Here is a 22570-nt window from a genome sequence, read left to right on the forward strand (position 1 = left end):
AATGATCCGAAGCGAGCCGGCCGCATCCACCGGATCCGGTGTCCAACGCATCGAGCACCTCGGCGGTGGCGTTTTCCAGGCCGCCTCGGTGAGCTCGCCGGCGTCAAGGCGTTCTTGCGCGCTGAGGGCGTTGAGCTGTGCCACGCCGAGCCACTCGCCGGCATCGATCAGCTGGGAAGGCTCGTCGCCGGTGCCGTAGTGGATCTCGAAGAACACGCCAGGGGTGGCGGCACGGCGAACGTGAACTGGCGTTGCTCGCCACATCCTGGGCAACGGCCGCCGAAGCGGGCAGTCACCAGGTTACCGGGAGGCTCGGTCGTGACCTTTGGGCTCGAGCAGTTCGTTGTCGCCGCAGACGCACGGGCGAAGAGCCATGAAGAGGTAGGCCTCGTCGTTGCTGCGGGCGTACGGAAAGCGGCTCCGGCCGGGCACAGGCATGCGCTAAACCCGATCGTCCGAGTAAGGTACTTTGCAGAGACTCAATCACCGTCGTGCTGCTTTGCGCCAGGCCGCTTCGGGGGATGGAGGTGAATCCCGCATGCTGTTTCGCGTGCTGGGACCGGTCGAGGTCGACGGAACCGAGGCGGTCAGCTACATCGGTGCGCGCAAGCCCCGGGCACTGCTTGCCACGTTGCTGCTCAAGGCCAACCTCTGGGTCAGTGTCGACGAGCTGGTCGATGCGATCTGGGCGGATCAGCGGCCGCCCGCGTCGGCCGAACGCAACGTCGGCACTTACATCTGGCAGCTGCGGAAGCTGTTGCCGTCGTTGCCCGGTGACGGTCAGCGGATCGAGAGCCGGTCGGGTGCGTACCGGATCCGCGTCGAGCCTGGCGAGGTCGACACCGACCGGTTCGAGGCTCTGCTGGCCGACGGCACCTCCGCGCTCGAGTCCGGGTCGGCAGCGGTCGCGATCGAACGGCTGGAGACCGCGGTGCGCTTGTGGCGCGGCCTGCCGTTCGACGGGCTGGCAACGGCCGCGGACCAGCCACAGATCGCGCGGCTCGTGGAGCTGCACTGGACCGTCCGCGAGCGGTTGGTCGACGCGTTCCTGGCGGCGGGCCGGCTGCCCGAGGCGATCGGGCTCGGCACGAGTCTCACGGCTGAGGACCCCTTGCGTGAAAGCGCCTGGGTCCGCCTGATCGTCGCCCTGCGCGACGCGGGACGCAAGGCCGACGCACTGGCCGCCTACCGGCGGGCCAGGGCCGCGCTGGTCGAGGAGCTCGGCATCGAACCCGGCCCCGAACTCCAGCGGCTGCACCAGGACCTGCTCACCGAACCGGAAGCACTCCCAGCCGGGCCGCCTGCCGGCTATCAGCGGCTGGCGATGGAAGCCGCGAACGTGCTCACCGGGCAGCAGCCGTGCACCTCGTTCGCCGACGCGGCTGCCGCGTTGAGCTGGCTCGAGGCCGAAGCCGAGAGCCTGACCGCCGCGATCGGCTACTTCGTCGCCAACGGGCAGGTGGCCGCGGCGTGGCAGCTGTGCAGCGTCGGACACGAGTACGTCGAGGCCGGTGGCCGGCTCGACAACTGGACGCAGCTGCTGCTCCGGGTCGCGGCCGCCACCCGTACCGACGGCGACCGTTACGGCGAACTGGTGGTGCGCAACGCCCTCGGCATCGCCTACACCCGCGACGGCCGCCTTCCCGATGCCTGCACGGAGTTCACGACGGCACTCGGTCTCGCCGCGGTCACCAGCGACCGCGACGCCGAAGGCATCGTCCTGGTCAACCTCGCGATGGCCGAGGCCGAGTTCGGCGCCCCCGCCGATGCCGCCACCCACCTCACCCGCGCCCTCCCCATGCTCACCGACCCCGCGGCGACGGCCATGGCCCGGCAGGCGCTGGCCGATCTTGGGAACGTAGGGACGTCTGCGGCCGCGGCGTCCTGAGGCCGTCTTCCCGATTGACGGTTGGTCGGTGGCGGGCATACGTTGAAGGCTCGGGCGAGAGAAATCCGCCCCCTCGTCGAGGCGTATTTCCCCTGCTCCGGCACCGTCCCTGCTATCTAGGCGGCGCGGTGGCGGATGTGGACGGTCCGCTGCCACGGCCGGATCGAGGCACGTGATGTTCATCTCACGCCCACAGCGTCAGCCCATCATGCGCGCGCCGTCACTCTGTTCCCGCGTTCTGGACGGAGGCGAGGCTGCTGGTTCGAGTCATCCCGCATCACCCCAAACATCACCATCCACATTCGAGTCAGCGAGAGGAGTAGGACCGTGCCAGACAACAGGGCGGTCATCTATCGGGGCGCGGGCAAGGTCGAAGTCGAAGCCATTGACTATCCGTCGTTCGAGCTGAAGGACGGTCCAGGAGTCAACCAGGCCAACGTCGGGCGCCAGCTTCCACACGGCGCCATCCTCAAGGTCGTCGCGACCAACATCTGCGGCAGTGACCAGCACATGGTTCGCGGTCGGACGACCGCACCCGAAGGACTCGCGCTCGGACACGAGATCACCGGTGAGGTCATCGAGGTCGGCCGCGACGTCGAGTTCGTCGAGGTCGGCGACCTGGTCTCGGTTCCGTTCAACATCGCGTGCGGCCGGTGCCGCAACTGCAAGGAAGGCAAGACAGGTGTCTGCCTGAACGTCAACCCGGACCGGCCCGGGTCGGCCTACGGGTACGTGGACATGGGCGGTTGGGTCGGCGGCCAGGCGGAGTACGCCGTGGTTCCCTACGCCGACTGGAACCTCCTGAAGTTCCCCGACAGGGACCAGGCCATGGACAAGATCCGTGATCTGGCCATGCTCGCGGACATCTTCCCCACCGGGTTCCACGGCGCGGTCACGGCCGGCGTCGGTCCCGGCTCGACGGTCTACATCGCGGGTGCCGGGCCGGTCGGCCTCGCGGCGGCCACCTCGGCGTTCCTGCTGGGCGCGGCCGTCGTCATCGTGGCCGACCTGCAGAAGGAGCGCTTGGAACAGGCCCGCAGCTTCGGCTGCGAGACCATCGACGTCGCACAAGGTGATCCGGCGGACCAGATCGAACAGATCCTCGGCGAGCCGGAAGTCGACTGCGCTGTCGACGCGGTCGGTTTCGAAGCACGAGGACATGGCGGGGAGGCACAGACCGAACGCCCCGCGACGGTCCTCAACACGGTCATGAGCGTCACCCGGGCCGGTGGCGGCGTCGGCATCCCCGGCCTGTACGTAACCGGGGACCCGGGCGCCGTCGACGACGCGGCCAAGGTCGGTTCGCTTTCGATCCGTCTCGGACTGGGCTGGGCCAAGTCGCTCTCGTTCACGACTGGACAGTGCCCCGTCATGCGCTACAACCGGCAGCTCATGAACGCGATCCTGCACGACCGCACCCAGATCGCGAAGAACGTCAACGCGACTGTCCTCCCTCTCGACCGCGCGCCGGAAGGGTACGCGGAGTTCGACAGTGGCGCCGCACGCAAGTACATCCTCGACCCGCACGGTCTGATCCGGTAGCGGAACGCCTCTCTCCACGTAGAGAGGGCCCGGTGGGGTCGGTTCGAACCGGCCCTACCGGTTGCCCGGTGTCAGAATGGAAGGGTCCGCATCGTCGCGGGCGGCTCCATCGCCCTCGCGAAGGTGGTGCTCCGATGAGCTTCGACGAACGCCTGGACCTCGAGTTCGCCTACACCAGCTATCCGGACTCGTGCCGCGACATCTACTCGCCCGCTTACCGTTGCCGGCGCCCTCTTGGCCACCACGGTGCGCACGCTGCCGGCTTCGGCGCCCATCGTGTGCGGTGGGAGCACCACCCGGACCACGGTCCGGACGCCCCGCCGATCTCCTGATCGAGCCGTTCAGCCGACCGTGCGTACATCGTAGGTGAGGTTGGCGACCTGCCCGACCCAGCGAGCCACCGGCGACGAATCCGTCGATGCTGCTGAAGACGTAGTAGGTCGTGGTCGTCATGCCGCTGACACTCCCACACCGAGCCGTTCAGGTCAGCGGATGTCGCCGCCACTGGTCGTCCGGTGGCTCGAACGTCAAGCCGTTCTCGTCCAGCGCGTTGTAGAGCGTCAGCCCGCCACGTTCGAACGCGAAGTGCACGGCGAGCGTGCCGCTCGCCAGGTCGCGTTGGTCGGCCGGGCGCCACTCGAGCAGCTCGACCGTGCGCAGGAGCTGCCCCCGCAGGGCCGCCAGCTCCGGCGGTACGTCGTCCCGCCACGCGAGCTGGAGGCCGGCGTCCGCCGCCCAGGCGATCGGTGCCGCGGGGTCGCCGGTGTTCCAGGTGATGGAGAGCTCGTCGAACTTCTGGTGGTTGAGCTCGACCTGCTCTCCGCCGAAGTCGAGGAAGACGGGGGCGTCCGCGAACCATTCGTCGGCGTCGAGGTCCCACACCACTCCGCTGCGCGTCAACCTCTGCCCGGCCAGCTTTCCCAGCCGAGCCCCACACGCTGCTCGTACCGCGGCGAGTCCTGTCATCCAGCGCGGCCGGTAACCGGCGATCCCGAAGTCGAACGCGTCCATCTCCACCACGACATCATGCGCCCCCGGTGCGGTGTGGTGCGATGACTTTTCACTCGCCGGCCGGTCTGTTGTGCGAACCTCGATCGAACGCTGACCTGAAGGGAACCACCGATGAAGTTTCGTGCGGAGCTGGAGGGCACCGGTAAGAACACGACCGGCATCGAGGTGCCCGAGTCGGTCGTCGAAGGGCTCGGCGGCGGGAAGCACCCCAAGGTGAGCGTCACGATCAAGGGCTTCACGTTCGGTACCTCGATCGCGCGGATGGGCGGGCGGTTCCTGCTCGGCGTCAGTGCGCAGCGGCGGGACGAGGCCGACGTCGCCGCCGGCGATGTGCTGGACGTCGAGGTCGAGCTGGACACCTCGAAGCGGGAGGTGGAGATGCCCGACGACTTCGCCGCCGCGCTGGCCGCCGACCCGGCAGCGAAGGCGTTCTGGGACACGCTCTCCTACAGCAAGCAGTCCTGGCACGTCCTGCAGATCACCGGTGCCAAGAAAGCCGAGACCCGCGCCGGCCGGGTCGCCAAGTCGGTCGGCATGCTGCACGAACACAAGGCGAGATAGTCGCGCCCAGCGTTCGCCGGATCGCACCTGGTAGCGCCCGTCCGTACGGCACGGATTCGTCATCCCGCATTGCCTCGCCAGATGTCCCGGCGCGGTCTCGCCGACACCGGTAGGTTCAAATCTGATCGGCGGGCTGGGATTCTCCGGGGGCGGGAGCCAGCCGATCCTTTTGGGGTTTCTGCGATAGCTAGGGAGGGCTGTCGTGTTCGCAGGCCGGATCGGCCGGGCCGCAGGGCTTGGCGTTGTCGTGGCGAGTGTCGCCGCAGTGGGTTTGACCACCTTGGGAGGTCCGTCGGCGGCTGCGTCGCCGGATGTCGTGATCAGTCAGGTGTACGGCGGAGGCGGCAACAGCGGCGCGACCTACACCAACGACTACATCCAGCTCACCAACCGCGGGTCCGCCGCGGTCGACCTGTCGGCCTGGAGCGTGCAGTACGCCTCGGCGTCCGGCACCACCTGGCTGCGTACAGACCTGACCGGCAGCATCGCCGCCGGTGGCAGCTACCTCATCCAGGAGGCCGCCGGCTCGGGCGGCACCACCGCACTGCCGGCGCCGGACGTCACGGGCACGATCGCGATGTCGGCGAGCTCCGGCAAGGTCGCGCTGGTCACCAGCCAGGCGACGCTGGCCTGCGGCGGCAGCTGCCATGCGGCAGCGGGGGTACGCGACTTCGTCGGCTACGGAGCCGCCAGCGACTTCGAGGGCAGCGGCCCGGCGCCGGGACTGTCGAACACCACGGCCGGGCTGCGCGGCGGCGCGGGCAGCACCGACACCGACGACAACGCGGCCGACTTCACGCCCGGCCAGCCCGACCCGGGCAGCGGGCAGCCGGAACCGCCGGCCGAGGTCGCGATCGCCGGCATCCAGGGCACCGGCGACGTTTCGCCGTACGCCGGCCGGACCGTACGCACCGCCGGCGTGGTGACCGCTGCGTACTCGAGCGGCGGGTTCAACGGCTACTACCTGCAGACCCCGGGCACCGGTGGCGACACCGACCCGGCCGCTCGTACCGCGTCCGACGCGGTGTTCGTCTTCTCGTCGGCGACCGTCGGCCAGGTCCGGATCGGCGATCACGTCGAGGTGACCGGCACGGTGTCGGAGTTCTTCGGCCTCACCGAGATCAGCGTCGGCGCGGGTGCCGCGCGGGTGCTGTCCGACCCGGCCGAAGCCGTCAAGCCGGTGCCGTTCGCGCTGCCGCGCGACACCGCGATGCGGGAGCGGTACGAGGGCATGCTCGTGCAGCCGGCCGGCTCGTACGTCGTCTCCGACACCTTCAACCTCGGCGGTTTCGGCAACAACGCGTTCGGCGAGATCGTGCTGGCATCCGGCGACCAGCCGCTGATCCAGCCGACGGACGTCGCCCGTCCCGGCGCCGCCGCCGACGCGGTGGCCGCCGACAACGCCGCTCGCCGGGTCGTGCTGGACGACGGCCAGTCCATCCGTACGCCGAGCAGCGGCCAGGTGCCGTACCTCACCACGCAGACGCCGGTGCGTACCGGTGCGCGCGTGACGTTCGGCCGGCCGGTGATCTTCGACTTCCGCAACGACAGCTGGAAGTTCCAGCCCACCCAGCAGCTGACGGGTGGCGCGTCGGCGGACGTGTCGTTCCAGGACACCCGGACGGCGGCGCCGCAGGACACCGGAGGCGCCGCGCGGCTCGCGAGCTTCAACGTCCTGAACTACTTCACGACGCTCGGCGTCGACGTGGCCGGCTGCGAGCCCTTCACCGACCGCGAAGGCAACCCGATCTCGGTCAGCGGCGGCTGCGACGCGCGCGGCGCCTGGGACTCGGTCAACCTCGCCCGCCAGCAAGGCAAGATCGTCGCCGCCGTCAACCAGCTGGACGCCGATGTCGTAGCGCTGGAGGAGATCGAGAACTCCGCGAAGTTCGGCAAGAACCGCGACGACGCGCTCAGCAACCTGGTCGGTGCCCTCAACGCGGCCGCCGGCGCGGGCACGTGGGACTACGTTCGCTCGCCGTCCCTGCAGCCCGCGCTGGACGAGCAGGACGTCATCCGTACGGCGTTCATCTACCGCCCGGCCGCCGTCCGTCCGGTCGGCTCCTCGACGATCCTGACCGACTCGCCGGCGTTCGCGAACGCCCGGGAGCCGCTCGCGCAGGAGTTCGCGCTGGCCGACGGTGGCAAGCGGTTCCTCGTCATCGCCAACCACTTCAAGTCCAAGGGCTGCGGTGACAGTCCGGACCCGGGCGACGGCCAGGGCTGCTTCAACCAGGAGCGGCAGGCGCAGGCCTCGGCGCTCGCCGCGTTCGCCGACCGGATGGTCGCCCAGACCGGCACCGCCGCGGTGTTCCTGATCGGAGACTTCAACTCCTACACGCGGGAAGACCCGTTGCAGGTCCTGTACCAGGCGGGATACGCCGACCTGAACGCGACGTTCGCGCACAAGAACACCTACGTGTTCGACGAGACGGTCGGCTCGCTCGACCACATCCTCGCCAGCCCGGCAGCGGTGGCCTCGGTCACCGGCGTCGACGTCTGGAACATCAACTCCGTCGAGTCGGTGCTGGGGGAGTACTCCCGCTACAACTACTTCGCGGGCAACCTCTTCTCGGCCGGTACGCCCTACCGCTCCAGCGACCACGACCCGATCCTCGTCGGCCTGAGCGCCACGCCGTCGTGCAGTCGTACGATCTCCGGCCGCTACACCCAGCCGCTGACCGTCCCGTCCGGGGTCACGTGCCTGACCAACGCCACCGTGCTGGGCCCGATCCGGGTGGAGCGGGGCGCCGAACTGTACGCGTCGGGCTCGCAGGTGGTCGGCGCGGTGACCGCCGTGGGCGCGTCGTCAGTGACCCTTCGCGACTCCACCCTGATCGGCCCGGCGACCATCTCCGCCACGACCCGGCAGGTCTGGCTCGCCGGCTCGACCGTGCTGGGCCCGGTGACCGTACGCCAGACCAGCTCCGCCACGGCACCGGTCATCGCCGGCAACCACATCATCGGATCGCTGGCCTGCACGGGCAACTCGCCGGCCCCCACCAACAACGGTGACCGCAACGTCGTCGTCGGCCCGGCCACCGGACAGTGCGCCAAGCTGTGAGCTGAGCCGGCTCGGAACCAGAAGACGCCGGAGCAGAACCTCGCGTTCTGCTCCGGCGTTTTCGTCGAACCCCTTCACAGCCGCAGCCTGAGAGGTAATATTTTTCACAGAGGTCCCTGGACAGGTGAGTTTTGTCCAGGTTTGATTCGCGATTCCGCATGGCTGTGGCGTTCCATTTGGGGGGTGGGAGATCCCCTGCCCTCCTTCAGGGTTCGTTCAGGGGAGGGAATCCGTCATGTTCTCCGCGCATCGCCGTCGCCCCGCCGGCTTCTGGCCGGCTTTCCGAATCTCCACGACAGCCGTCGCCCTGGCGACCGCGACGGCGATGGTCACCACCCTCTGGGGGCCGGCGGCCGATGCGGCACCGAAGCCGGACGATCCGCTCTGGAAGGCCAAGCAGGAGAAGTCCGTTCCAGGTAAGAACTTCACACCGCTGCCCGAGCCCAAGGATCCTGCCGAGAACAAGGCGATCCGCGAAGCACCCAAGAACCTACGCTGGCCGGCGTCCGGCACGGCCGAAGTGGCAGTGCCGCGCGCCACAGGCGCGTACACCCTCCTGGAACAGGTGCCCACACCGAAAGCCCGCGCCGGCACCCTCCCGATCGCGGTCGGACCGGCGCAGGCGATGTCCGCGCGTGCCGCCGCCCCCACGACCGTGCGGGTCGGCCTGTCAAGACGCGGATCCGACGGCCTGCTCCTCCAGTTGAGCCGCACCGACGGCGTGAACGAACCGGCTCCGGCATCCCTGCGGCTGGACTATCGCGCGTTCCGCGACAGGTACGGCGGCGACTGGGCGCTGCGGCTGCGGCTGCTGAAGCTCCCCGCCTGCGCACTGACCAGGCCCGGTACACCCGAGTGCGCCGGAATCCCTGTGGAGACACAGAACAACGGCAGCGGCACGCTGACCGGCGACGTGACCGCCGGCACCAAGACGGAGCCGGCGCTCTACGCGGTCCAAGCCGCCGCGTCCTCCGGCACCGGTGACTTCGGCGCCTCCAAGCTGTCGCCCACCGCGACCTGGCAGGTGGGTGGCTCCTCCGGCGACTTCAGCTGGAACTACCCGATGGCGGTTCCGCCGAGCAACGGCGGTCCGGCTCCGCAGCTCGCACTCGGCTACACCTCCGGCGGCGTCGACGGCCGTACCTCGTCGACCAACAACCAGCCGAGCTGGGTCGGCCAGGGCTTCGACCTGGAGCCAGGCGGCTCGATCGAACGCCGGTACGCCTCGTGCGCCTCGAAGACGGAGAAGACCGGCAACAACGGCACGCGCATCACCGGCGACCTGTGCTGGGCGACCGACAACGCGATGTTCACGTTGAACGGCAAGGGCGGCGAGCTGGTCAAGGACGACGCGACCGGCAAGTGGCATCCGCGCGCCGACGACGGATCGACGATCGAGCGGCTGTCCGGCGCCGACAACGGCGACGACGGCGGAACGGCAAGCGAGAAAGGCGAGTACTGGGTCCTCACGACCAAGGACGGGACGAAGTACTACTTCGGCCTGAACAAGGTGCCGAGCGCCACCGAGGCGTCCAACTCCAGCTGGACCGTTCCGGTGTTCGGCAACCACTCCGGCGAGCAGTGCCACGCCACCGCGTTCGCCGACTCGTGGTGCCAGCAGACCTACAAGTGGAACCTCGACTACGTCGTCGACCGGCACGGCAACACGATGAGCCTGTACTACGACACCGAGAAGAACTACTACGGCCGCAACGCCACCGCGACCGCCGTCACGCCGTACGTGAGAGCCGGCAACATCAAGCGCATCGAGTACGGCCAGCGGGAGAACGCGCTCGGCACCGGCAGGCTGGGCCGGGTCTCGTTCACCACGAGCGAGCGGTGCATGGAGAGCACCGCCTGTGCCACCGCCGACTATCCCGACGTCCCGATGGACCAGCGGTGCATCAACGCCGACGGCACCGCGCCGGCCAAGTGCGACAACAAGTTCAACCCGACGTTCTTCACCACGAAGAAGCTGAGCAAGGTCACCACCGAGCTGTGGCGGGGCAGCGCGTACGAGCCGGTGAGCTCGTGGACGTTGCGCTACCTGTTCCCGGACAACGGCGACGGCACCAAGCCGGGCCTGTGGCTGGAGGCGGTCACGAACGCCGGGCACGTCGGAAACACCGGTGGGGTGGCGATTCCCGAGGTGAACTTCGACGGCATCCAGCTGGCCAACCGAGTCGACGCCACGGGCGACAACCTGCCGGAGATGAACTGGTGGCGGATGAGCCGGATCGCCTACGGCACCGGCGGCGACCTGGTCGTCGACTACTACCCGAAGGACTGCGGCCCGGGCGACGTGCCCGCGCCCGACACCAACGGCCGGCGCTGCCACCCGATGAAGTGGACGCCACCGGGCGGCACGACCGAACGTACCGACTGGTTCCACAAGTACGTCGTGAAGTCGGTGACGGAGACCGACCGGGTGTCCGGCACCGAGCCGGTCGTCACCAGCCTGGAGTACCCCCGACCGCCGGCCTGGCGGCACGACGACGAGGACGGCCTGGTCGAGATCGGGCAGAAGACCTGGTCGCAGTGGCGCGGCTACGACGTCGTCATCGTCAGGAAGGGCAACGGTTCCGGCCCGCAGATCGTGACCGAGAACCGCTACTTCCGCGGCATGGACGGCGACCAGCTCGCGAGCGGCGGCGTGAAGGACGTCAAGGTCGAGGACTCCACCGGCGGCCAGGTCGATGACGTGTTGCCGCTGGCCGGCCAGCCGCGCGAGGTGCGGACGTTCAACGGCTCAGGCGTGCTGGTCGAGCGGACCATCACCGACCAGTGGGTGTCACAGCCGACCGCGACGCGCGTGCGGTCCTGGGGCACGACGAGCAGCTACGACATCGAGGAGAAGGGCAACCGGCAGGCCGAGACGATCGCCGGCGGCGCCCTGCGCCAGAGCGCCGCGAACAACGTGTACGACGCGAACGGCCTGCTGCTGAAGAGCAACGACCAGAACGACCTCAGCACGACAGCCGACGACACCTGCACGTACTTCGAGTACACCAGGAACGACAGCCTGAAGCTGCAGGAGATGCCCAAGCGGGAGCTGACCGTCTCGGCCGCCTGCGACCAGCCGTACACCAAGGACCAGGTCGTCTCCGACGAGCGCACCTACTACGACAACGCCACCACGCTGGACGCGGCCCCGACCAAGGGCGATGTGACCAAGACCGAGCGCCTGAAGGGATTCGGGACCGACGGCACACCGCAGTACCAGACCGTCAGCACCATCAAGTACGACGCGCTGGGCCGCTCGCTGGAGTTCACCGACGCGCTGAACCACAAGAGCTCGACGGCCTACACGCCGTCCGGGTCCGGCCCGGTCACCAAGCTCGTGTCGACCAAGGCCAACGGGCAGACCACGACCGTCGAGCTCGAGCCCGCCTGGGGCGAGGAGGTGGCGATCACCGACGAGTCCGGCAAGCGCACCGAGGCGACCTACGACCCGCTCGGCCGTACCGACAAGGTGTGGTACCCCGGCCGGTCCGGCGCCGTCGCCGGCGTGCGGGGCGCCAACGTCGCGGGCAGGTCCGCGGCCGGTGACAACGCGGCGATCCCGGACGTCGACTACGACTACGGCATCCTGGCCAACGCGCCGAGCGTGGTGACCACGAAGTCGTTGCAGACCGACGGCAGCATCGAGACGTCGTACGAGTTGTACGACGGCCTGCTGCGCCCGCGGCAGAGCCAGGAGGCCGCGCAGGGTGGCGGCCGGGTCGTGAACGACGTGATCTACGACAGCCGCGGCCTGGAGGTGAAGGAGAACGGGCCGTACTACAACGACGCTCCGCCCGTACCCGACGAGGTGCTGATCCCCAACGAGACCGAGCTGCCGACGCAGAAGGTCACGGAGTACGACCTGGCGGGCCGTCCGGCCAAGGAGATCTTCAAGTCGGAGAACGCCGTGCAGTGGGAGACCACGCACAGCTACGCAGGCGACCGCGAGACGGTCGACCCGCCCCGGGGCGAGACGCCGACCACCCGGATCACCGATGTGCAGGGCCGCCTGCTGGAGCTGCGGCAGTACACCGGGGAGTCCGCGAGCGGCACCTACGACTCGACGAAGTACACCTACGAGCCCGACGGTCAGCTGAAGTCGATGACCGATCCCGCCGGCAACACCTGGAGCTACGACTACGACGAGCGGGGTCGCAAGGTCAGCGAGTCCGATCCGGACAAGGGCACGACGACCTACACCTACGACGATCTCGACCAGCTGCTGACGAAGCGGGACGCCCGGGGCGAGACGCTCGCCTACGTCTACGACAACGTGGGCCGTGCCACCGAGGTCCACGAAGGGTCGCTGCAGGGACGCAAGCTGGCCGAGTGGGTCTTCGACACGATCCTGCCCGGCATGCCCACGTCCTCCACGCGGTACGACGCGAACGGCAACGCGTACACGAACCGCATCACGGGCTACGACGCAGCCGGTCGCGCGACCGCGTCGGAGTACGTCATCCCCGCGTCCGAGGGGGCGCTGGCCGGCACGTACCGGTTCGAGTCGACCTACCGGCCCGACGGTCAGCTCGACACCGAGAAGCTGCCGGGCGTCGGCGGCCTCCCGGTCGAGACCCTGACCTACGGCTACGACGAGAAGGATCAGCCGAGCACGCTGGCCTCCTCCGACACCACGTACGTCCGCGGCACGACGTACACGCCGTTCGGTGAGGTGGAGAAGGTGACACTGGGCGCCACCGGCGGCAAGTGGGTGGAGCTCGGCTACGAGTACGAGACCGGCACGCGCCGGCTCTCCCGGGTCGTCACGCAACGCGAGACGTTGCCGCGCCGGATCTCCGACGTGGCCTACGCCTACGACGACTCCGGCAACATCACCAAGGTCACCGACGCGCCCTCGTCGACCAGCACGGAGCAGACCGACACGCAGTGCTTCGGCTACGACTACCTGCGGCGCATGACGTCGGCCTGGACGCCCAAGCCTGGAACGGGAAACACGGCCGGCGACTGCACGGCGGCACCGACGGCGGCGGGCCTCGGCGGGCCGGCACCGTACTGGAACAGCTGGACGTTCGACAAGACGGGCAACCGCAAGACCGAGACGAAGACCTGGTCCGGCGGCTCGACGACGGCGACCTACACCTACCCGGCCGCGGGTTCGGCGCAGCCGCACAGCCTGCGCAGCGTCGTCACCACGGGCACGGGAATGCCGAGCGGTGGCAGGACCGACAGCTACGCCTACGACGAGACCGGGGACCTCGAGACCCGCAACGTCGCCGGCACCGGCGAGACGTACACCTGGCACCCCGAGGGCGACCTTTCGAAGGTCACCAAGAACGGCCAGGAGACGTCGTACGTCTACGACGCCAACGGTGAGCGGCTGATCCGCCGCGATCCGAGCGGCACCACGTTGTACCTCGGCGGCACCGAGCTGACGTTGAAGAACGGCGCCGTGTCGGGTACCCGCTACTACGAGCACGGAGACCAGACGGTCGCGGTCCGGCTCGCCACTGCCGGCGGCACCGGCGGCGGCACGCTGACCTGGCTCGGCGCCGACCACCACGGCACGGCCACGACGGCGATCGACAACACCGCCGCGCAGAACGTCCAGCGGCGGCGACAGGACCCCTACGGCAACAACCGCGGCACCGAGCCCGTCGCGTGGCCCGGACAGCGCGGCTTCGTCGGCGGGACCAGCGATCCGTCCACGGGGTTGGTGCATCTGGGTGCGCGGGAGTACGACCCGGCGACCGGAAGGTTCATCTCGGTCGATCCGCAGCTGGAGATCGACGATCCACAGACGCTGAACGGCTATTCGTACGGCAACAACAACCCCATCACGTTCAGCGACCCGGACGGCATGTCGTGGTTCACCAGCATCGTCTCCAGCATCAAGAACGTGGCGCAGGTGGTGACCAACCGGGTCGTGGAGACGGTGAAGGAGGCCATCCACGTCGTCACGCCGGTGGTGAACTGGGTCCGCGACCGCGTGACGCACACCATCGAGGCGATCAAATCCGTTGTCCACAAGACGGTCGAGGTCGTCAAGAAGGTCGCGAAGACGGTCAAGAAGGTGATCAAGAAGGCCATCAAGACCGTCCGGAAGGTGGTCAGGAAGGTCGCCCAGGTCGCCAAGAAGGCGGTCGCGAAGGTCAAGCAGGTGGCCAGAGCCGTGGGTAAGGCGGCCAGAGCCGTTGCCCACAAGGTCGCGGCTGTCGCCAAGAAGGCCGCGAGATGGGTGTACGAGCATCGGGCGGCGATCCTGAAGGTGGCGGCGGAGATCGCCCTGACGGTCGCGATCGGCGCGGTCACCGGTGGAGTGGGTGCGCTGGCCGTCCGCGGTCTCATCATGGGCATCCGGGTGGCGGCCGCGGCCAAACGCGCGCAGGCGGTCGCCAGGGTGGCGCAGGTGGCGGTCCGCGCGGAACGGTCGGCCAGTGCCGCGTCGAAGGCGAACTCCGCGGCGGGCAACGCCAGGACGCTGGTCATGAGGGACTCGACCAACGTCTTCAAGGGCGACCTGAAGGGCAACCTCGTCCAGGTCGGCCAGCGCAACGTCGTCGAAGGAAACGTGCGTGGCAACGTGGTCCAGATCGGAACACACAACACCATCAACGGGAACGTCAGCGGCGCCGCGGTTCAGGCCAGATCGGTCAGCGGCGGGATTCGAATCGGGGGAGAACGTGTCCTCTAGGACTCTGGTGCTGGTGGCCGCAGCCGCCCTGACGGTGTTTACGTTGACGGCGGCCGCGGTGCCCGCCTCGCCGGGCCACGTAGGGGCGCAGGTCGAGCGAACGCCTGGCGCCACAGCCGCCGGGCAACTCACTCCGTTCGTGGCGGCAGGCCTGCGAGCCAGGCAGACGGGACGTCGCGTCGAGCTCGCGGCGTTTCGTACCGAGACCTCGGAGGTCTACGTCAATCCCGACGGCACCAAGACGATGGAGCAACACTCCGAGCCCGTCCGCGTACATCAGGGGACCCGCTGGGTCGCGCCGGACCCGGCGCTGCGCGAGCAGCCCGACGGCAGCATCCGTCCGGTCGCGACCGTCACGCCGATCGCCTTGTCCGGTGGAGGATCCGGCAGGCTGCTCACGATCGGCCGGCCGGGCGAGCAGATCAGCGTCGGCTGGCCAGGCACGCTGCCGGCACCGACGCTGCGCGGCTCGACGGCGGTCTACCCCGAGGTGCTGCCCGGTGTCGACCTGCGGATCGACGTCGGCGTCACCGGCTTCAGCCACCTGCTCGTGGTGAAGAACCGGCGAGCGGCGTCGAACCCCGCCCTGCGGACGCTGCGCTATCCCGTGGCCAGCGACTCGCTGCGGCTGAACGTCAGACCTGACGGCACGACCGTCGCGAGCAAGGCCGGCAGGACGGTCTTCACCGCTCCACCGCCGACGATGTGGGACGCCGACGGCAAGCCCGCGCGGCTCGGTATCGCCATGTCCGGCAAGGCGATGACGCTGACACCGGACGCCCGGATGCTGACCGGTCCGAACACCAGGTTCCCGGTCGCCATCGACCCGTCGATCGGCGGCAGCCTGGTCAACTGGTTGCACGTGAACGTTCGGATGGGTGCCCAGAACGCCTGGAACTACGACCGGAACGACGGCGGCGCCAAGGTCGGCCGGGCCTACGGCTCGACCGCGAACCTCTACCGTTCGATGTTCCTGCTGAACACCACCAGCGGGGCGCAGGCCATCGCCGGCAGCACGATCGTGTCCACCACGTTCCGGATCACGATCGACCACACCCCGAGCGGCACCAAGAAGCCCGTTCAGCTGTGGTTGCTGACCGACCTGGCGACCAGCACCTACATCGACTGGGACAACAGCGGCGGCTACTGGCGGCAGAACCTCGCCACGGCGTCCGGCGCTGCGTACCCGCCTCCCACGGACAGCCCGATCGAGTTCTCCAACGACACGTTGAAGGGCATCGTGCAGGGCGTCGCCGACGCGCGGCGCCCGCAGATCTCGCTCGGGCTGCGTGCTCCGGACGAGGGCACCGGCAGCGAGGCCCAGCTGCAGTGGAAGAAGTTCCGCCCGAACACCGCCGTGCTCTCGGTCACCTACAACACCAAGCCGCTGGTGCCCAAAAGCATGAACTTCACCCGGTCGCGTCCTTGCGGTACTGCCACCGCACCGACCGCGATCGCCACCACGCAGCCGCAGTTCTCCGCGATCGCCAACGACCCCGACGCCGGCGACACTGTGACGACGACGTTGCAGATCCTCGACCAGGCAGGGTCTGTCGTCCACACCGCCGACGTCGGCCCGACCGTGAGTGGCGCGGCGTTCGCCTGGCCGGAGGTACCGGCGGGCACGCTCGTCCAGAACACGGTCTACCGCTACCGCTCGTTCACCAAGGACAGCCTGACCTCCGGGCCGGCGACGCCGGACTGCTACTTCGTGATCGACACCGTGAAGCCGTCGGTGCCGCAGGTCCAGTCCGCGGACTATCCCGACGGCGAGCCCACGCTGCCGGCGCGGACGGTGGGCACTGTCACGTTCCGGCCGGGCTCGGCCGCGGACGCCGACGTGGCGGAGTACGCCTACGGCTTCCAGCAGGACAAGGTGACCATGCGGGTGAAGGCCGGCGCCGACGGCAGCGCGACGATCCCTGTCACCGTCTGGCCCGACCCGACCAGCGGCGTGCCGGCCAAACGCCTGTACGTGAAGGCGGTCGACCGCGCCGGCAACGTCAGCTCGACACGAGCGGCCTGGGACCTGCAGGCGCTGGACAATCCCGCGCCGGTGCCGCACGTACGCGGCGACACCAACGGCGACGGCCGGGCCGACGTGACCGCCGTCTTCGACCACGGCTACGGCCGGACCGCGGTCTGGAACGTCGAGTCCGGTGGCGCGAGTGCCTTCTACACGGGCTTCATCGGCTGGGACAGCGGCGAAGCCGGCGGGTTCAACCTCTACCGCACGCGGCCGGTGCAGGGCGACTTGGACGGCGACGGGCGTACCGACCTCGCGCTGTTCCGGGAGGGAGCCGGCCGCCAGGTGTCGCTGTACAAGCTCGTCTCCGACGGCAACCGCTACGACGCCCCACCGGCGTTGTGGACGAGCGGAGCCAACGGCTGGCCGCTGAGCACCGCGCGAGTGATCGGTGGCGACGTCGACGGAGACGGCAGGAGCGACATCGTCGTGCAGAACGCCGGCACCGGCGACAACTGGTCCGCGCTGGTGTTCCGCGCCGCCGACAACTTCGCCGCGCCGACGACGTGGGCGACCGCGGCGAGCGGCAACCCGTGGTCGCGGAGCGCGCCGCTCCTGGCCGACGTCGACGGCGACGGCCGGGCCGACCTGCTCAGCATGCGCAACCTGACCGGCTGCCGGACGGCCGTGGACCTCTACAAGTCGACGGGAACCGGCTTCGCCGCGGCGCAGACGATCTACGACAGTGGCGCCGGGGCGTACTGCTGGGAGAAGAGCCGGCCCGCCGTGACCGACGCCAACGGCGACGGCAAGGACGACATCGTCGCGCTGTACGAGCACGGAGTGGGCGACGCCGGCCTGTACGTCTTCACCGCGACGGGCACCACGGGCACCGCGCTGACCGCCTCGTCGTGGTGGCGCGGCACCTCGCTCGACCTGGCCAAGGCGACGCTCGCGGCGGGCGACTTCGACGGCGACCGGAAGGGCGACGCCGCGATCGTGTACGCCGGCGGCCCGAACAGCGGCGACCGGCAGGTCTACACGTTCCGCTCCAGCGGGACGGCGTTCGGCGACAAGGTGCTCGGCTGGGGTGGCCCGACCGGTGCGGTGACCGGCCCGACGTTCGACATCGAGCAGCGGACGTACGAGCTGGTCAACCGCAACAGCGGCAAATGCCTGAACCTCAAGGGCAACAGCACGGCCAACGAGGCGCTGTTCGTCCAGTACACCTGTGTCACGGCCGCCCTGAACGCGCGCTTCCACATCGATGCCGTGGCGGGCTCGGACCAGTACGCGCTGAAGCCCGTGCACACCGCGACCGGCGCGGGCCCGTTGAAATGCGCCGACCTGAGCGACTGGAGCATGATCGACGGCGGGCAGCTGGTCCAGTGGCCGTGCGGCAACGGCAGTGGCGATCCGACGGCCAACCAGCAGTTCCTGCTGGAGTACGTCGACGGCGCGAGCTACGACACCGTCATCCAGCTGAAGCTCGCGCACAGTGGCAAGTGCCTGAGCATCATCGGCGGCACGCTGAACGACAGCGATCCGGTGCAGCAGGAGACCTGTGGCCAGGGTGCCAACCAGCAATGGATCCTGCGGCCCGCGTACAACGCGACCCAGCTCGGCGAGAACGGGGCCGCGCGCTATCGGACCGAGGCGGCGACCAGCACCACGCAGGTGCTGGACATCACCGACTGCCACACCGAGGACGGCTCGGACGTACGCATGTGGGCGTGGGTGGCCGGAAGCCCCTGCCAGGGCTGGAAGCTCGAGAGCCTCGGCGACGACGTCTACAAGCTCGTCGACCCGCACTCGTCGAAGGTGCTCGACATCGACGGGTGCTCCCAGCTGCCGCTCGGCACGGTCCAGACCTGGACGAGTAACGAGAGCGAGTGCCAGCGCTGGCGGATCGAGCCCAGCCCGGGCGGCAGCTACAGCGTGCTCCAGGTGGGCTCCGGCCTCTCCCTGGACGTCGCCGGCTGCAGTTCGGCGCAGGGCGCCAACGTGATCACGTGGTTCTACCACGGCGGTCCGTGCCAGCGGTGGTTCTTCAAGCGCCTCTGACACTCGAACCTGTGGGGGAGCAGATCAGCTCGCCGCCTCCGGCTCCCTGTTGGGAGAGGACCCGGAAGCCGTGGGCTTCGAGCTCGGCTCGGAGCGCCTCGGGCCGCAGATGCCTGCGATGCGGAACCCCGCCACTGAGGACGATCCCGGTGGCGGGGTCGTACTCGTCGCCGGCCTCGTAGGCTCGGGCGGGATCGTACGTCGCCGTTGTGATCAGGTAGTGGCCGTCGTCGTCGAGCGCGGATCGTACAGCCGCGAAGAGCTTCGCCCGATCGTCGTCGGTGACGATGCTCTGCAGGCAGAAGCCGTCGACGACCAGGGCGTAGGAGGTGTCGAAGGTGGTCCGGCAGATGTCACGCACTTCGAAGTCGATCTCGAACCCACCCTCGGCGGCGAACCGGCGCGCCAGCTCGATCGCCTCCGGGATCAGGTCGACGGCATGCACCCGGAACCCCGCGGCGGCGAGGAACCGGGCGGCCCGGCCGGTGCCACAGCCGTACTCCAGCACGCGCGCACCGGGAGGGACGGCGAGCTTGGCCAGAGCGCTCTCCAGAAACGCCCGCTGCGAAAACCCGGCCTCGCCGAACAACTCGTCCCACTCCGACTTGCCTTCGCGAGCGAGCCGTTCGTACGCGGCATGGTGCTCACCGTAGTAGTAGGCGGGGTGGTAGGTCAGGCGGAAGTCCTGCTCGGACTCGGCGGTCTGCTCGAAACCCAGGCGCTCGTAAAGGCTGCGCGCCCGCAGGTTGTCCCTGTCGACGTCGAGCGTCAACGGCTTGCCGGTGGATCGGCACTCCTCGATCAGCGCGGTGATGAGCTGGGTGCCGATTCCCCTGCCCTGGAAGGCCGGATGGATCTGAATGCCGCCGAGGAAGATGCGGTCCGCGAACCGCACGACCCTGAACCGACCTGCGGCCACCCCGTCGACCTCGATGATCGAGAGGACGCTCTCCGGCTCGTCGCGGCCGAATCCGTCCTCGATCCACGCGGCGATCTCCGTCCGACGCTCCCCGACCTCGATCGCCGGATCATCCTGTGCCTGCACGTTCGCCAGCACATCGGCGAGGACGGGAATGTCGTCCCTGGTAGCGGTGCGGAGTGAGATCATGCCGACCACACTGGCAAGGCCTCCGGCCTGTCACAACCGGTTTGTGGACAGCCGTGCAGTGAGCAGGCGCACGCCGTCCATCAGTCCGGCGTGGGACCGAGGTCGTCGTCGCGGCCGGCGTGAACCCGCGACCACTGAGCAGCCGGTCGTCCGTTCCAGCGGAACTGGCCGCCCCTAGAGCCCCACCGCTGCGGCCAGCCCTCCGGCGAGTCCTCCCACAACTCCTGCCGGCCGTAGACAGTCTGATCCAGCAGGCCGTACGACGGTGCCATGATCTCGTTGCCGCGGGAAGTGTTCCAGTAGGTCTCGAAGACCTGGTCACCGTCTCGGAGATAGCACGCCAGGATGCCGAAGTGCCGGCCTGCGATCAGCCGGTCCACAGAGTCCGGCGGCACGGAGTACCACGGAACGGGATAACCCATGAACTCGCGATACCGCGAGGTCTCCTCGTACGCTCCCTCGGAGAGGACGGCGTAGCTGACATCGCGCGAGTGCAGGTAGCCCAGCTCGGTGACCTGAGACGTGCTGAACGTGCAGCCCTCGCACTGCTCGGCGGCGGGCCGGCCGTGGTGCCACATGTGGAAGTAGGCGATCAGCTGCGACCGGCCCTCGAAGACGTCGATCAGCGGAACCGCCCCGTCCGCTCCGATCAGCGGAGTCTTCGAGTCGACCTCGACCATCGGCAGCCGCCGCCGCGCGGCGGCGATCGCGTCGCCTGCACGCGTGTGAGCCTTCTCCCGGACCCGAAGCTGGTCCAGTTCGGCCTGGAACGCCGCTCGATCCGCGACCGCGGGCTTGGGCACGCCGCGGACAGCTGACACGTCGGGTTCGGTGGTGTGATCTGTCATGGTGGGACTCCTCTTTCTTCAGACCGTGGTCCTGCCGTCAACTCAGCGATCGTCTAGACAACCTCCGGAGGGAGAACTCATCGCTGGACAGTCGCGTCGCGTTCCCTTTCGAGGTCCGGGGCAGCCCGGCCGGAGTCGCTGGGTTCCCGGCGAATCAACAGCAAGGCGGGCAGCATCAGACCCGCCACCAGCAGGAACGCGACCGGATACCCGATCCGCCCGACGAGCAGCCCGACCCCGAGCGCGCCCACCGCCATCCCGACGTCGTACGCCGCGTTCCAGATCGCGCTCACCGGCCCGTAGCCGGCGATCGTCACCCGGGAGTACATCAGCGTCAGCGTCGCGTTCTGCAGCAACCCGAAGCCGAGCCCGAACGTCGTCGCGCCCACCAGCACAGCCACTGGCGACGCCGTCAACGCAAGCAGGGCCATCCCGCCCGCCGACGCGATCAGCCCGGGCGCGAGGAGCCCTACGTGCCCGCGCGCGTCGCCCAGCCGGCCGGCGATCCACTTGCTCGCGGCCGCCGAGTGCGCGAACAACGCCGCCGGCGCCACCCAGGCGGCCGCGCCGCCGACAGCGAGCGGCAGGAACGTCGTCAGCGCGCCCACGGCCACCGTCGAGGCGGCGAACACCAGCGCCGGCCGGTTGAGTTCGGCGGTACGCAGCCAGGTCAGCATCCCGTGCGGCCGCTCGGCGTTGGCCGACAGGCTGGGCAGGAACGGCACGGTCACCAGCGCGAGCACCGGCGCGGCAGCAGTCGCGGCGAAGACCACCCCGAATCCGTACTACCCGGCCAGCCAGACCCCCGCCGGCAGTGCGACCAGCGTCGTGACGCCGTTGACCAGTCCGACCACGGCGAGGCCTTCGCCCCGGCGCTCGGCCGGTACGAGCATCGCGGTCAGCGCCCCGCCGGCGACCACCACGACCGCGAAGCCGGCTCCCCGCAGCACGCTGGCGGCGAGGAGCACCAACGGTGCCGGCGACACCAGGAGCAGCAGCGTCGGCACGCCGAGAAGCAGCAGGCCGCAGCCGAGGGCCCACCGGTGTCCGAAGCGGCGGATGATCCGCGGGCTGAGCAGCTCGCAGGCGACGGTGGTGAGAAGCAGCGCCGCGGTGGCGAGACCGCCCATCGCCGCCGTCCCGGCCTGGGCGGCGTACAGCGGAACCACACCCAGCGGCAGGAAGAACCCGATCGACGCCGCCGCCACGGAGACGAACCGCACGACGAGCGGCCAGGTGAGGATCCGCGGCCGCGCGGGATCCGGCGGAGCCGTCGCGTACGTCACGGCTGATCCACCAGCGTGTAGACGTGCTCGACGGACCCGTCAGGGAAGGTCCGCGATGTGATGAGCTGCAGCGGCTGTCGCCCGCTCTTCTCGGGCGTGAACCGCATCCCGTCGCCCAGCAGGATCGGCATGACGACCACACCGAGCTCGTCGAGCGCGCCGATGTCGCGGAACGCCTGGATGGTGCGCTGCCCGCCGACCAGGTGGACGTCGCCCTCGAAGCCGGCGTCGCGCATCAGCTGCAGCAGCGTCGCCGGATCGCCGGCCGCCACCACGTGGTCGGGCGTCCCCTCCGGGAGCGGCTGGCTGGTGAGGACGAACACCCGCAGGTTCGGCCACGGCCAGTGCGGCGAGCCGACTGCCGGCAGGAACGTGTTGCGCCCCATGACCGCCGCACCGCAGTCCGCGATGAACTCGGGCAGTCCGTGCGAGACACCCGATTCGAAGTCCGGCGCGGTCAGGATGACGGGCCAGCCGTCGGGTGTGGCGATGTAGCCGTCCAGGCTCACTGCGATGTGGGTGCGGATACGCATGTGGATCCTCCGATGCCGGATCGTCGTTGGTCGGTTGTCGTGGG

The 22570-nt window shown here is 69.3% G+C and carries 13 protein-coding genes; 7 read left to right on the forward strand and 6 right to left on the reverse strand.

Annotated elements, in window-relative coordinates; translation table 11 throughout:
- The first annotated feature begins 538 nt into the window (after nucleotides 1-538).
- The 3 genes from ACYVF6_RS08625 to ACYVF6_RS08635 all read left to right on the forward strand — a co-directional run bounded on the left by ACYVF6_RS08625 (nucleotide 539) and on the right by ACYVF6_RS08635 (nucleotide 3762).
- Nucleotides 539-1888 carry an AfsR/SARP family transcriptional regulator gene (locus ACYVF6_RS08625; protein WP_460518241.1) on the forward strand — a complete coding sequence of 450 codons (1350 nt, stop codon included), beginning with the start codon at nucleotides 539-541 and terminating at the stop codon, nucleotides 1886-1888.
- 327 nt (nucleotides 1889-2215) lie between these two features.
- The gene (gene fdhA, locus ACYVF6_RS08630) at nucleotides 2216-3430 is read left to right on the forward strand and encodes a formaldehyde dehydrogenase, glutathione-independent (protein WP_460518244.1); all 1215 of its coding nucleotides are present in this window, start codon (nucleotides 2216-2218) and stop codon (nucleotides 3428-3430) included.
- A gap of 134 nt (nucleotides 3431-3564) precedes the next feature.
- Nucleotides 3565-3762, forward strand: coding sequence for a hypothetical protein (locus tag ACYVF6_RS08635; protein WP_460518247.1), 198 nt, complete (start codon nucleotides 3565-3567; stop codon nucleotides 3760-3762).
- Nucleotides 3763-3910: 148 nt separating this feature from the next.
- Here ACYVF6_RS08635 and ACYVF6_RS08640 read toward each other — a convergent pair whose 3' ends face one another.
- Entirely contained in the window at nucleotides 3911-4441 is a 531-nt protein-coding gene (locus tag ACYVF6_RS08640) for a hypothetical protein (protein WP_460519417.1), read from the reverse strand.
- 111 nt (nucleotides 4442-4552) lie between these two features.
- Here ACYVF6_RS08640 and ACYVF6_RS08645 point away from each other — a divergent pair, with 111 nt between their 5' ends.
- The 4 genes from ACYVF6_RS08645 to ACYVF6_RS08660 all read left to right on the forward strand — a co-directional run bounded on the left by ACYVF6_RS08645 (nucleotide 4553) and on the right by ACYVF6_RS08660 (nucleotide 18751).
- A complete protein-coding gene (locus tag ACYVF6_RS08645; protein WP_460518250.1) occupies nucleotides 4553-5002 on the forward strand; it encodes a YdeI/OmpD-associated family protein in 450 nt (149 codons plus the stop codon).
- A 202-nt stretch (nucleotides 5003-5204) separates the two neighbouring features.
- Complete coding sequence (locus ACYVF6_RS08650) at nucleotides 5205-8066, forward strand: ExeM/NucH family extracellular endonuclease (RefSeq protein WP_460518253.1); 2862 nt, start codon at nucleotides 5205-5207, stop codon at nucleotides 8064-8066.
- A gap of 235 nt (nucleotides 8067-8301) precedes the next feature.
- Nucleotides 8302-14721: an RHS repeat domain-containing protein gene (locus tag ACYVF6_RS08655; protein ID WP_460518256.1), complete on the forward strand. Its 6420-nt coding sequence runs from the start codon at nucleotides 8302-8304 to the stop codon at nucleotides 14719-14721.
- Nucleotides 14711-18751: an RICIN domain-containing protein gene (locus ACYVF6_RS08660; protein WP_460518259.1), complete on the forward strand. Its 4041-nt coding sequence runs from the start codon at nucleotides 14711-14713 to the stop codon at nucleotides 18749-18751. Before ACYVF6_RS08655 ends, ACYVF6_RS08660 begins: the two co-directional genes overlap by 11 nt.
- Here the strand turns inward: ACYVF6_RS08660 and ACYVF6_RS08665 are convergent.
- From ACYVF6_RS08665 to ACYVF6_RS08685, 5 genes are all read right to left on the reverse strand, one after another.
- A complete protein-coding gene (locus ACYVF6_RS08665; protein WP_460518261.1) occupies nucleotides 18738-19859 on the reverse strand; it encodes a GNAT family N-acetyltransferase in 1122 nt (373 codons plus the stop codon). The two genes, ACYVF6_RS08660 and ACYVF6_RS08665, sit on opposite strands and share 14 nt — an antisense overlap.
- Nucleotides 19860-19939: 80 nt before the next feature.
- Nucleotides 19940-20707 carry a thioredoxin domain-containing protein gene (locus tag ACYVF6_RS08670; RefSeq protein ID WP_460518264.1) on the reverse strand — a complete coding sequence of 256 codons (768 nt, stop codon included), beginning with the start codon at nucleotides 20705-20707 and terminating at the stop codon, nucleotides 19940-19942.
- 77 nt (nucleotides 20708-20784) lie between these two features.
- Nucleotides 20785-21480, reverse strand: a complete 696-nt coding sequence (locus ACYVF6_RS08675) for an MFS transporter (protein WP_460518266.1) — start codon at nucleotides 21478-21480, stop codon at nucleotides 20785-20787.
- A 12-nt stretch (nucleotides 21481-21492) separates the two neighbouring features.
- Entirely contained in the window at nucleotides 21493-21993 is a 501-nt protein-coding gene (locus ACYVF6_RS08680) for an MFS transporter (protein ID WP_460518269.1), read from the reverse strand.
- The gene (locus ACYVF6_RS08685; protein ID WP_460518272.1) at nucleotides 21990-22526 is read right to left on the reverse strand and encodes a dihydrofolate reductase family protein; all 537 of its coding nucleotides are present in this window, start codon (nucleotides 22524-22526) and stop codon (nucleotides 21990-21992) included. The genes ACYVF6_RS08680 and ACYVF6_RS08685 overlap by 4 nt, the downstream gene beginning before the upstream one ends.
- Nucleotides 22527-22570 lie beyond the last annotated feature (44 nt).

The organism is Flindersiella endophytica (assembly GCF_054779015.1).